12 protein-coding genes and 1 riboswitch are annotated in these 12,133 nt (G+C 65.3%); of the genes, 4 read left to right on the top strand and 8 right to left on the bottom strand.

Annotated features, from left to right (window positions below; translation table 11 throughout):
* Nucleotides 1–23: 23 nt before the first annotated feature.
* Complete coding sequence (locus tag M3I53_RS23245) at nt 24–1,304, bottom strand: DUF3443 domain-containing protein (protein ID WP_254318184.1); 1,281 nt, start codon at nt 1,302–1,304, stop codon at nt 24–26.
* Nucleotides 1,301–1,774, bottom strand: coding sequence for a DUF2844 domain-containing protein (locus tag M3I53_RS23250; RefSeq protein ID WP_254318185.1), 474 nt, complete (start codon nt 1,772–1,774; stop codon nt 1,301–1,303). Before M3I53_RS23250 ends, M3I53_RS23245 begins: the two co-directional genes overlap by 4 nt.
* A gap of 388 nt (nt 1,775–2,162) precedes the next feature.
* On the opposite strand from M3I53_RS23250, the gene bamC reads away from it, so the two are divergent.
* Nucleotides 2,163–3,407, top strand: coding sequence for an outer membrane protein assembly factor BamC (gene bamC, locus M3I53_RS23255; RefSeq protein WP_254318186.1), 1,245 nt, complete (start codon nt 2,163–2,165; stop codon nt 3,405–3,407).
* 108 nt (nt 3,408–3,515) lie between these two features.
* On the opposite strand, the gene M3I53_RS23260 is transcribed toward bamC, so the two are convergent.
* The 5 genes from M3I53_RS23260 to M3I53_RS23280 form a co-directional block, all read right to left on the bottom strand.
* Nucleotides 3,516–5,114 (bottom strand): L-lactate permease, encoded by a 1,599-nt coding sequence (locus M3I53_RS23260; protein WP_254318187.1) that lies wholly within the window; start codon nt 5,112–5,114, stop codon nt 3,516–3,518.
* A 232-nt stretch (nt 5,115–5,346) separates the two neighbouring features.
* Entirely contained in the window at nt 5,347–5,775 is a 429-nt protein-coding gene (locus M3I53_RS23265; RefSeq protein WP_254318188.1) for a hypothetical protein, read from the bottom strand.
* Between the two features lie 318 nt (nt 5,776–6,093).
* Nucleotides 6,094–6,306, bottom strand: coding sequence for a glycine zipper 2TM domain-containing protein (locus M3I53_RS23270; RefSeq protein WP_254318189.1), 213 nt, complete (start codon nt 6,304–6,306; stop codon nt 6,094–6,096).
* Between the two features lie 212 nt (nt 6,307–6,518).
* The gene (thiC, locus tag M3I53_RS23275) at nt 6,519–8,450 is read right to left on the bottom strand and encodes a phosphomethylpyrimidine synthase ThiC (protein ID WP_254318190.1); all 1,932 of its coding nucleotides are present in this window, start codon (nt 8,448–8,450) and stop codon (nt 6,519–6,521) included.
* A gap of 102 nt (nt 8,451–8,552) precedes the next feature.
* A riboswitch (TPP riboswitch) is annotated at nt 8,553–8,682 on the bottom strand.
* Between the two features lie 96 nt (nt 8,683–8,778).
* Nucleotides 8,779–9,186 carry a GreA/GreB family elongation factor gene (locus tag M3I53_RS23280; protein WP_254318191.1) on the bottom strand — a complete coding sequence of 136 codons (408 nt, stop codon included), beginning with the start codon at nt 9,184–9,186 and terminating at the stop codon, nt 8,779–8,781.
* Nucleotides 9,187–9,971: 785 nt separating this feature from the next.
* Between M3I53_RS23280 and M3I53_RS23285 the strand changes: the two genes are divergently transcribed.
* The gene (locus tag M3I53_RS23285; protein WP_254318211.1) at nt 9,972–10,865 is read left to right on the top strand and encodes an EamA family transporter; all 894 of its coding nucleotides are present in this window, start codon (nt 9,972–9,974) and stop codon (nt 10,863–10,865) included.
* A 183-nt stretch (nt 10,866–11,048) separates the two neighbouring features.
* Here the strand turns inward: M3I53_RS23285 and M3I53_RS23290 are convergent, their stop codons facing one another.
* The gene (locus M3I53_RS23290) at nt 11,049–11,186 is read right to left on the bottom strand and encodes an entericidin A/B family lipoprotein (protein WP_042264962.1); all 138 of its coding nucleotides are present in this window, start codon (nt 11,184–11,186) and stop codon (nt 11,049–11,051) included.
* Between the two features lie 170 nt (nt 11,187–11,356).
* Here M3I53_RS23290 and M3I53_RS23295 point away from each other — a divergent pair, with 170 nt between their 5' ends.
* Both M3I53_RS23295 and M3I53_RS23300 read left to right on the top strand, forming a co-directional pair.
* Entirely contained in the window at nt 11,357–11,518 is a 162-nt protein-coding gene (locus tag M3I53_RS23295) for a DUF1328 family protein (RefSeq protein WP_028204224.1), read from the top strand.
* A 57-nt stretch (nt 11,519–11,575) separates the two neighbouring features.
* Nucleotides 11,576–12,118 (top strand): bacterioferritin, encoded by a 543-nt coding sequence (locus M3I53_RS23300; protein WP_254318192.1) that lies wholly within the window; start codon nt 11,576–11,578, stop codon nt 12,116–12,118.
* Nucleotides 12,119–12,133: the final 15 nt, after the last annotated feature.

Consider the following 12,133-nt stretch of genomic DNA (forward strand, 5'->3'; position numbering starts at 1 on the left):
CTTCCGCGACCGCCGGCGCACGCTCAGAACGCGAAGAATGGTCCGCTGCCTGCGGGCGTGGGCTGCTCGGCGATCGCCGTGAACACGCGCCGCCCAAAGAAGAACGGCAGTCCCCAGCCGAACGCGCGACCGTTGTAGCCAGCCAGATTGCTGAAGGCCCAGTTGCCGGTAGCGAGCAGCGTCGTCGAGTTCGCGACCGCGAAGGTCACGGTAGCGCCCACGCCGTCGATGCCGGCTATCGTCGCGCCGAGGCTGACAGGCGAACCCGGGCAGTACCAGAACCCGCAGCGCGTCATCGTCGGGCTGTTGAAGTACAGCGCGTTCGAGCCCGTGTCGAGGTAGCTCAGCGAGTAGACCGTGCCGTCCGATGTCGTCGTCTTCACATAGCCGGTGCCCGTGTTCGCGCGCAGCACGGTTGCGCTGCCGAGCGTGTTGTTCGCCTGCGTGCCGATGCCGAAGATCATCGACCCGCTCACCCCGGACGCGCCACTGTCGGCCAGGGGCGGCAAGTCGATGATCACGCCGTTGTTGTCGGTGGCAAAGGCCGCCACCGGGTTGCCGACCTGTTGCGCAAGCGGTTGCGCGCTCGCCGTGCAGCCGCTCGCGGAGCACGCGTAGTACCACGGCGTGACTGCCGCCCTGACGCAGGACACGCCGCAATCGGCGCTGAACGGCCCCACGCCGAGGATGCCGTTCGAGCGCAGCGTGGCGGCGCTGTTCATCGCGAGACCGCTGCCGGCGCAGGCGGCCGGCGCCGAGGCGGGCACGGCCGGGTCGGCGATCAGCTGGATCGGCAATGCGGCGGCGGTTTCACCCGCGAGCTTCACGTCGGCGCTGCGCACCGCGCCCCACGTGTAGCCGGTGCCGAACACGGCGCATTCACCGGCGATCTCGGCTCGCGCGCCGGCTGGCACGGCGGGCAACGCGAACCCCGACGGCAGCGCAGAAGCCAGCAGACGCAGGCCCTGCGAGCCGGTATCGACCTGTACGTTGTCGATGGTCGCGCAGTTCGCGGTGCCCGGCACGCAGACCGTGACGCTCGCCATCAGCATGTTGCGCGTCGAGGTGGGAGACGGGCCGACCGTGACGGCTACGACGTTGGGGGTGGTCGATTGCGGCACCGTGCCGCTGGTGCCGGCTGTCGACGGCGCGCTCGAAGGGCTCGGGGCGCTGGTGGGCGCGGTGGCGCTCGTGCCTGCCGAAGCGGTTCCGGCGCCGTCGCCACCGCAAGCCGCGAGCGCGGCGCCAAGCGAGAAGAGCGCGAGGAGGGCGAGGGAGGCGAGGGGCCGAGGGCGGGCCTTCATTGGAGGTCCCCGTCGCTCACGCCCGCGGGCAGTGCGGCGGGCAGCCACGCGCGTCCCACATAGGCGCGCATGTGGCCGGCCGTCTCGACCACAACCTGGGCGCCGTCGACGCGCGCAGCGTGCAGGCCGCTCAGGCCCGTGGCGTGAAGCGCCGCGGCGGCGCGGCGCCAGTCGGCTGCGTAACGGCCAAGCAGCGCCTCCACGTTGGGCTGAACCGGCCCCTGCCACGTATACGCGAAAACCGTCCCGGTCGCGCTCCCCACATACTCGTTGATGGTCGTGCCGCCGTCATCGACGTAGCTAACGACGCGCCCTGCGCCGCCACCGACGGCACGCAGGGCGACGCCGCCCGGCACTGCTGCGGTGTCGCCGAGCGCGGCGCGGGCCGGCAAGGCGGCGAAGCCGAGGCAACTGAGCGCGCAGACGAAGGCTGCGGCGCGGCCCGCATGGATGAGATTGCAAATTTTCATGACGCTCTCCGGTCCTGCTTTTTACGAATCGCTTTTTTTGAGATTTCGAAATGAAATTAGCACCGGGGTCGTTCTTTGGAGCGTCGCAGGGGGCAGGTCGACACAGCGCAAAGCAGTGTGTTGGCGTGGATCTGCGGTAATGCATTGATTAAGAAGGAAACTTGCGGCTTTTCAACAAATTTGCCGGGCGGGATCGAATGTAGATAAACGTTACGGCGAAGTCGGTTTGGGGAGTCATGACCGCGATTCGACCCACATCGCCGTGCTGGATGCCGGGCCTGGGTTGCGTGCCAGCCCGTGGTTTTTGCACAGCGGGCCGCCGGACCGGTAAAATGTTTGGTTGATCCACGGAAACTGGCCGTGGCGTAGCCGAAGGGATTACCCGAACATGAGTGATTTTCATCAACGTCTTGCCGCGCGCGCGCTTGCGCTCCTGATGGCGGGCGGCCTGGTCGCCGGCTGCAGCTCGCCGACGCCAGGCAAGATCGATTACCGTAGTGACGCAAAGGCGAAGCAGTCCTCGCTCGCTGTGCCGCCGAACATGCTCGACGAAGCGTCTGACCAGCGCTCGCTCGCGCCGCAGGGCGGCGAGACCTCGCTGTCCTCGCTCAAGCAGACCCAGGCCGCCGCGCCGCAGTCCGACGAGGCCCAGGTGGTCCCGCAGGTCGCCGGCATGCACATCCAGCGCGACGGCACGGAAAGCTGGCTCGTCATCGACAGCCGCACGCCCGACCAGGTCTGGGCCCAGGTGCGCCGCTTCTGGCAGGAACAAGGCTTTCTGCTCGTGGTCGACCAGCGCGACAAGGGCGTGATGGAAACGGACTGGAACGAAACCCATCCGAAGATCAGCGACGGCCTCATCCGCAACACGCTCTCGTGGGCCACGGGCAACTCGTACGTGACCGCCGAGCGCAACAAGTACCGCACGCGCCTCGAAACGTCGCCCAGCGGCGGCACCTATGTGTTCATCAGCCAGAAGGGTCTGAGCGAACAGCTCTCGGGCACTAATAACGACACCAGCAAGTGGGTGCCGAAGCCGAACGATCCCGCGCTCGAAGCCGAGTACCTCAAGCGACTCATGATGACGCTTGCGAACGCGAAGCCGGGCGTGCCCGACGCGCAGGTCGCGGCCGAAGCCGAAGCCAAGGCCAACAGCAAGGGCACCGACGCGAAGAAGAATGCTCCGGACGCTGCTGCCGCCGCCGTGGCCGCGCAGAACGTCGCTGCCGTGGGCCAGCAATCGGGCAGCGGCTCGTCGAATTCCGGCGCGCAGGGCACGTCGGGCCAGTACACCTCGTCGGAACTCACGCTCGGCGAGCCGTACGACCGCGCGTGGGTGCGCGTGGGCATCGCGCTCGATCGCGCCAACTTCACCGTGGACGATCGCGACCGCACGAAGGGCATCTACTACGTGCGCTACGTCGATCCGAAGGACCACAGCTCGGACGAACAGGGCTTCTGGAACCAGATCTTCCACGGCCGCAAGGAAAAGGTCGCGAAGCAGTACAAGCTCAACGTGCGCGCCGTGACCGACAACCAGACGCGCGTTGCGATCGTGGACGACAGCGGCCAGATCGACGCGTCGCGCCCGGCGCAGGAGATCATGAGCCTCGTGGTCGACGAACTGCACTGAGCATTGCGCGAACGCTCGAGCCAGCGTTGTCTGGCTTAAGGCCGCAAAAGAAAACCCGCCTGCGCATCGCCGCGCAGGCGGGTTTTTTCATGCCCGCGCGAGCCGTATTCAGTGCGGAATCATCCAGGTGAGCACGTTCTGCTGCAGCCACACGAGGATGCCGAGCAGCACCGTCAACAGGATCGAGTGCTTGAACGTCTTCGCGAACACAATGCCTTCCTGCCCCTTGAGGTCTGTAGTGGCGACGCCCGTCGCGATGTTCTGCGGCGAGATCATCTTGCCCATGACGCCGCCCGACGAGTTAGTCGCCGCCATCAGGATGGGATTGAGGTTGAGCTGTTTCGCGGCCACCACCTGCAGGTTGCCGAACAGCGCGTTGCCCGAGGTGTCGCTGCCCGAGAGGAACACCGCGACCCAGCCGAGGAAGGCCGAAACGAGCGGAAAGAACGCGCCGACCGAAGCCGCCCCGAGACCCAGCGTGTAGGTGAGCCCCGAGTAGTTCATGAGGAACGCGAGCCCGACGATGGTCGCGACGGTGAGGATGGCGATGCGCGTCTGCACCCAGGTATCGACGATCGCGACGCCGAAATCGGCGGCCTTAAGGCGCACGACGAACGCGGTGATGATGGCCGCGACGAGAATCGCCGTGCCGGTGGCGAGCGGCTGGAAGTCCCAGATCGCGCCATAGGGCGTGTTGTAGAGCGTGATGTAGACGGCCTTGTCGAGGCCCGGCCACGGCACTTTCACCTCGCCGATGGTAAAGACCCTCGCGACGGTCCAGATGATGACGACGGCCGCGACGATGATCCACGGATACCAGCCCTGCGCGCCCGGCACGGCGCCGCGCGTTTCCTTCGCGCGATCGACCTTGATGGCGAAGCGCGGATCGGGCGCGGGCTTCCACACGCGCAGGAACAGGATGGTGAGGATCAGCGAGACGAGCGACGAGAGCACGTCGGTAAGGCTGTAGTTGATGAAGTTGGCGGTGACGAACTGCGTGAGGGCGAAGCTGCCGCCCGAGACGAGCAGCACCGGCCAGATGCGCAGCATGCCGCCCACGCCCGCGTAGATCGCGATCACATAGAACGGCAGCAGCAAGGCGAAGAACGGCAGCTGGCGGCCGACCATCTGGCCGAGCAGATCGGCGGGCAGGTGCGTGACCGCGCCGAGCACGGTGATCGGCACGCCGAGCGCGCCGAAGGCCACTGGCGCCGTGTTGAAGATGAGCGTGAAGGTCAGGGCCTCGAGCGTCGGAAAGCCGAGCATGATGAGCAGCGAGCTCGTGATGGCGATTGGCGTGCCGAAGCCGGAAATCCCTTCGAACAACGCGCCGAACGAGAAGCCGACCACGACGAGCACGATGCGCCGGTCGTTGGGCAGATTGTCGAGCAGCCACATGCGGAACGCCGCGAAGCGGCCTGAGCGCAGCGCGATGTTGTAGAGCAGGATCGCCGTGACGACGATCCACATCACCGGCCAGAGTGCGAACACCACGCCCGCGAGTACGGAGCTGATCGCGAGATTGACCGGAAACTGCCAGCCGGCGATCGCGACGATCAGGCCGACCACGAGCCCCGCGAGCGAGGCTTGCCATGCGGGCCGTCGCGCCCAGCCGAGCAGGGCGAGCACGGTGAGAATGGGCAGCGCGGCAATCAGGAACGAAAACAGCAGCGAATTGCCGATAGGGGTCAACAGCTGGTGGAACATCACGTCTCCTTTATGCTGGTTCGTTATCGGCGCAACAGTGCGGCAGCATGCGCCGGGGCGCGTTGTCGGCTGTGGAGTTCAGTGTCAGGCCAGGCGGCCGAGTTAAGGCGGTGCTTCAATCCCTCGCAAGCCCACTTGGAGGATAGATAACGAAGCGGGAGCGTCAAGGAGGGAAAGTACGGTCCGGCACCGTTTTGTGGCCCATTTAGCAGCGGGGCTCGCTGTGTGAGTGTCAGTGATGCCAGTGCCCGCCGCCCCCGCCCCAGTAGCCGAAGCCGAACGAAACGGCGGGCGCGCCCCAGCCCCAGCCATACGCGGGGTAAGAGTAGTACGCGGGATAAGCCGCTGGATAAGCCGCTGGATAAGCCGCTGGGTAAGCCGCTGGGTAAGCCGCGGGGTAAGCCGGATACGCCGGCCACGCAGGCACCGCGATCGCAACGGGCGGCGAGGCATAGAGCGGTCCCGGATACTGCGCGTCGGGCACGGCGGCAGGAGCCGGGTTCGGCGCCGTTTGCGCGACTGCGGTCTCCTGTTGGGTGGCCGCGACGGGCACGGTGCCGTAGTAGTAGGGCGGGTAGCCGTAGGGGGCGTAGTAGTAGCAGCCGGAAAGCGCGGGGAGCGCGCTCGCGGCGGCGATCGCAAGCACAGACGGACGTTTCATGGCGGGCTCCCCGACTGGCGAACGGCCGCGCAGGATCATCGCTATCAGGCCCGGGCCGTCTGATTCATTTGAGCTTACGCCGTACGAACGCGTTCTGCGTCCTGCTCCGTTAACCGAATATTTCGCGCAGTCCTGCGGCTGCGATGGCATCGATCCAAGCAAACGCGGCGCAGCCCGTGAGGGTCTGCGCCGCGCATCCTTCCCTGATGCACGCCTTGCGTGGCGTGTTGCCTGTCGTGTCGTTTCTGTTCTGTGCCGTCGTTTCGATCGTGCAGCCAGCCGTGAGGCCGCATCGTCGATCCGTACTGGCGCTAACGCTTACTTGCCAACCTGATTGCCGATCACGCCACCCACCGCTGCGCCGCCCACGGTGGAGAGCGCATTGCCGCCGATAGCTGCGCCGGCCGCGCCGCCCACGCCCGCGCCAATCACCGTATCGCGGTCGCGTCTCGACATGTTGTCGCAAGCGCCAAGACTGCCCAGCACGGCGATGAGCGTCGTTACCGTGAGTGCACGTTTGAGCGTATTCATTTTTCGACTCCCCACGCATCATGCGTTCGAGTGTGCGGTGCGGCATGCGCTGGCACGCACGCCGCGCCTTCGATACCCTCATCCTAGCCACGAGATCCGTATCCGGGTGTGTGCGCTTGTCAGAGAGTTGTGGGAATCGTTAGTAAATGTTTCGGCGGGCGGCGAGCGCCCGCCGGGGCGTAGTCAGCCCGGAGTCACCGCGAAGTCAGCGCTCACTGGCGCTGATAGATTTCGGCGCCTTGCTTGATGAACTCGACCGCCTTCACTTCCATGCCCTTCTTGAGGGCCTCGTCGTCGCTCACGCCTTGCTTCGCAGCGAAGTCGCGCACGTCCTGGGTGATCTTCATCGAGCAGAAGTGCGGGCCGCACATCGAGCAGAAGTGCGCGACCTTCGCCGAGTCCTTGGGCAGCGTTTCGTCGTGGAATTCGCGCGCCTTGTCCGGATCGAGGCCGAGGTTGAACTGGTCTTCCCAGCGGAACTCGAAGCGCGCCTTCGACAATGCGTTGTCGCGCACCTGCGCGCCCGGGTGACCCTTCGCGAGATCGGCCGCGTGCGCCGCGAGCTTGTACGTGATGATGCCTTCCTTCACGTCGTCCTTGTTCGGCAGGCCCAGGTGTTCCTTCGGCGTCACATAGCAGAGCATGGCCGTGCCGAACCATCCGATCATCGCGGCGCCGATGCCCGAGGTGATGTGGTCGTAGCCTGGCGCGATGTCGGTGGTGAGCGGCCCGAGCGTGTAGAAGGGCGCTTCCTTGCACCAGTCGAGCTGGAGATCCATGTTCTCCTTGATGAGCTGCATCGGCACGTGGCCCGGGCCTTCGATCATCACCTGCACGTCGTGCTTCCACGCGATCTGCGTGAGCTCGCCAAGCGTCTTCAGTTCGCCGAGCTGCGCTTCGTCATTGGCGTCGTAGATCGAGCCGGGACGCAGGCCGTCGCCGAGCGAAAAGCTCACGTCATATTCCTTCATGATTTCGCAGATCTCTTCGAAATGCTCATAAATGAAGGACTCCTTGTGATGCGCGAGACACCACTTGGCCATGATCGAGCCGCCGCGCGAGACGATGCCCGTCATGCGGTTCGCAGTGAGCGGCACGTATTGCAGGCGCACGCCCGCGTGAATCGTGAAGTAGTCCACGCCCTGCTCAGCCTGCTCGATGAGCGTGTCGCGGAACATTTCCCACGTGAGATCTTCAGCCTTGCCGTTGACCTTTTCGAGCGCCTGGTAGATGGGCACCGTGCCGATCGGCACCGGCGAGTTGCGGATGATCCACTCGCGCGTTTCGTGAATGTGTTTGCCCGTCGAGAGGTCCATGACCGTGTCGCCGCCCCAGCGGATCGCCCACGTCATCTTGTCGACTTCTTCGCCGATCGACGAGGTGACCGCCGAATTGCCGATGTTCGCGTTGATCTTCACGAGGAAGTTGCGGCCGATGATCATCGGCTCGCTTTCCGGGTGGTTGATGTTCGCGGGAATGATCGCGCGGCCGCGGGCGATTTCGTCGCGCACGAATTCGGGCGTGATTTCCTGGAGCGCGTTCTCGCCGAAGGCGGCTGCGCCGAACGCCTGGCCCGGATGCTGACGGCCCATCATCGCAGCGAGCTTCGCGCCGTTCGGGCCGCTGGCCTTGAGGCTTTCCAGATACTCGGCGCGGCGCTGGTTCTCGCGAATCGCGATGTACTCCATCTCCGGCGTGATGATGCCCTGACGCGCGTAGTGCATCTGCGTGACGTTCTTGCCGGCCTTCGCGCGGCGCGGCGTGCGGTGCAGGCCGGGGAAACGCAGCTCGGCCGTCGCGGGATCGGCGGCGCGCTCGCGGCCATACTCGGAGGAAAGGCCCGGCAGCGCTTCGGTATCGCCGCGCTGCTCGATCCAGTTCTGACGCAGCGCGGGCAGGCCTGCGCGAATGTCGATCTTCGCTTCGGGGTCGGTGTACGGGCCCGAGGTGTCGTAGACGTAGATCGGCGGATTCTTCTCGCCGCCGAAGCCCGTGGGCGTATCGGCCTGCGTGATCTCGCGCATCGGCACGCGGATATCGGGCTGCGAACCGCTCACGTAGATCTTGCGGGAATTGGGCAGCGGCGCGATCGCGGCTTCGTCGACGTGCGCGTTGGCAGAAATGAACTTCGGATTCGCGTTCATGCGTCTCTCTCCATGCAAAGCAAAGTGGGAACAGCGGCTTAGCAGGAGACGAGACGGAACGTGGACGGACTTCGCTGTGATGAGGTGAGGCGCTGAGCGATGTTGCGAAGTCCGGACGCTTCCCTGCGCTGGCATTATCCAGATCAGGTTCAAAGGGTATTTCTCACCCGCGAAATACGCTGCACGACTTTCGTTCGATGCGGCGCATGACGCAGGACCCCCGCGTAAGCAAGGCCAAACGATACACCGCGCTGCGACGATCTGGCAAGTGCGATCTCGCGTCCGAGGTGCCAGGCGCGGTGTGCGGGGTGTTCCCTGTGTGCGGAATTTACAGTGTGAAATCCTTCGAGGCTTCGGGCTGAAACAGGATGCGTTCGATTTTCAGCGTTTCGACCGCGCCGCCCGGCGTCGTGAAGCGCACGGCGTTGCCGCGCTTCGCGCCGAGGAGCGCAAGACCCGCGGGCGAGAACACGTTCAGGCGTCCGGCGTCGACGTTCGCCTCGTGCGGATAGACGACGGTGTACGTGAGGGATGCGCCGTCGCGCTCGTCAACGAGCGTGACCTGCGAGTTCATCGTGACGACGTTGGCGGCCATGTCGCGCGCCTCCACGATCACGGCGTGTTCGAGCAACTCGTCGAGCATGGCCTGTCGCGCTGGGGCGGCGCCGGGTTCGGCTGCGCATTTTTCGAGGCGGGCAACATCGAGTTCGGTGAAGTAACGGATTTTCTTCGACATGACAGTTTTCCTTGCGATCCAGAAAAAATTTCGAGGTAACGGCGAGGGCTGGCGGCCGAAAATCGCGCAATCGCGCGCGGGCCGCAGCCGGGGGTAACGGGGCGTCACGAATCGGCCCGGAGCCCGACCGAACGGCTCCGAGGGGTTGCGGGAGGCAGGTTCAGTGTGGGCGCCGGGCGGCGTAGAGCGGGGCGGAGAGCGGAAGCAGGGTGCGCGCCAGGGTATCGAGAGGCCACGGCGCCGTTCGCTCGCGCTCGGCGCGTGCGCGCGCCGGCGCGCCCCGCCCATGGCGTGGCGGCAAGGCGAATACGGGACGCGAAACGAGCGGAAACATGGCGGGCGACGTGTATGAAATCTGGATAACGAAAGTCAAGCGAAAGGTCGTGTCATGCTAGCACGGTCTTGTCAGCGCGGCGCTACGCGGCCGTTGGATGCCAATATGGTGCGCGATCGACCGCCCGCGGGCGCCGCTTTCACTGTGACCGGCACGCAACGAATCTCCGCGCATAAAGCATCCTGAAAGCATCCGCGACGCCCCGCGTTGTTGCATAATGCGCTTCGCCCGTCCCTGGGTGTCCTTCGTACTCTGTCTTTCTTTCGCGTTCTTGCGCATTCGCACCATGCCGTCGAGCTTTACCCGCCCGCCGCCTTGCCGCCGGGGCGCCGCGGTCCCGCCTTTCACACGCCGCGGTGAAATAACGATGCCTCCCCGTTTGCCTTCCCGCGTGAGCACTCGATCTTTATTCGCCGGAGCCCAGCACGCCGCAGCCGCGCTATGGCGTTTCGTGCGCGCGGTGCGGCCGCCGCAATCGCGCGCCGGACGCGTCGCGCTATCGCTCGCCGTCGTCTACTTCGTCTGGGGCTCGACGTATCTCGGCGTGAAGGTCGCGCTCGATTCGTTCCCGCCGCTCCTGCTCTCCGGCTTGCGCAATCTGCTCGCCGGGATCGGCCTGTTCGTCTTCGCCATGCGCCGGCGGCCTGCCATGCCTACGCTACTCGAAGTGCGCAACGCGGGCGTCGTGGGCACGCTGCTGGTGGGGCTGTCGAGCGGCATGCTCGCCTACGGCATGCGTACCGTGGGCACAGGCAAAGCGGCCGTGATGGTCGCCACGGTGCCGCTGTTCGCGACCGTAATCTCGGCGGTCAGCGGGCGGCGCGTGGCGAAGGCCGAATGGGCCGCGGTCGCGCTCGGCCTCGTCGGCATCGCCATTCTGAGCCACGGCGGGGCCGCGTCCGGCTCGGCGGGCGGCAGCCTCGCGATACTGTGCGGCGCGCTCTTTTGGGCAATCGGCGCGCATCTGGCGGGCAAGCTCAAGTTGCCGACCGATCTCTTCGTCGCGACGGCGCTGCAAATCGGACTGGGCGGCGCCATTTCGACGACGGTCGCATGGGTCAGCGGCGAACGCATGGGCGAGCTGCATTTCCTGCCGCTCCTGGCATTCCTCTACTTGCTCTTCATCGGCACGATGGCGGCCTATGTCGCGTATGGCTACCTGATTCGCCATACCAGCCCGCTCGTCGCGAGCAGTTGCATGTACGTGAATCCCGTTGTTGCCGTCGCGCTCGGCGCGCTGCTGCTCGGCGAGCCGGTCACGAGCGCAACCGTTGTCGCGACCGTGCTGATCCTCGGAAGCGTGGGTTTGTCGTTTCTGTTCGACGACCGCCGCCGCACTGCCTGAGTTTCAGACTGACTTCGCGACGCACCACGCGTCATCGCACCCGTTGCGCGCGCGGCCGCTGCGCATCTGAGGCGCACAGCGGCCGCGACTTCGTCGTTCCCCGGTGATCGATGCCGGCAGCGCACGTACGAGCTACGCCCACGCGCTGGCCGTCATCCCGGTGCCTTTACCGTTTGCCAGACACTATTTCGCCTTTTCCGCCGAGTTCGTGAGGGCGTGGCCGCCTGCGGAAACGTCCTCGCCGGCGCCCGCCATCGTGTTGCAGGCCGAGAGCGCTGCCAGCGAAGCGGTAACGAGAAAGAGTGCAATCAGGCGTTTCATGAGGAAGTCCTCCACGGTGTCAAAGGAAATCACTCTCCAGCATGTCCCGTGCCCGGTCATTTGTGCCGCCATGCGTGCGCGTGTGCGCCGGCACCGGGCCCGCTGCTTGCGCTAGCGCTGACGCAGGCGCGACATAGCGCAGCACATCCGCCCACAAGGAGGACTACGCCATGCTTCACTATGCCATCGTGTTTTTCATCATCGCGATCATCGCCGCCGTGTTCGGCTTCACGGGAATCGCTGCGGGCGCGGCCGAAATTGCCAAGATCCTGTTCTACATCTTCCTCGTGGTCTTCGTCGTCACGTTGCTGCTAGGCGTGATGCACCGATGACGCGCGCAATGCAAAACCCAATCCCATTCATGCAGGTCATGTTCGAAGGAGAGTCAGATGTCGAAGACACACGCTTCGTTTGAGTTCGATCTCAAGCGCGTGCGCGATGAAGCGCGCCGCAATCTCGACCAGGGCCCGGTCACGCCGGACTACCCCGCGAACCGCGAGACCGTGCTCAAGCTGCTCAACGATTCGCTCGCCACGGAACTCGTGTGCGTGCTGCGCTACAGGCGGCACCATTTCATGGCGAAGGGCATCGAATCCGAGTCGGTCGCGGCCGAGTTTCTCCAGCACGCGATCGAGGAGCAGCAGCACGCCGACATGCTCGCGGCCCGTATCGTGCAGCTAGGTGGCGAGCCCGACTTCTCGCCCGCGACGCTGGTCGAGCGCTCGCACTCTGAATACAAGGAAGGGGCCGACCTGAAGGACATGATCCGCGAGAATCTGATCGCGGAGCGCATCGCAATCGAGAGCTATCGCGCGATCATCAATTATCTCGGTAATGACGACACCACGACGCGGCGCATCTTCGAGGAAATCCTCGCGACGGAGGAAGAGCATGCCGACGATATGACCGACTTGCTGTATGCGGGTAAATAGCGCTTGCCGCTAGCC

Source organism: Paraburkholderia sp. CNPSo 3272 (assembly GCF_024206495.1).
GTDB lineage: Bacteria > Pseudomonadota > Gammaproteobacteria > Burkholderiales > Burkholderiaceae > Paraburkholderia.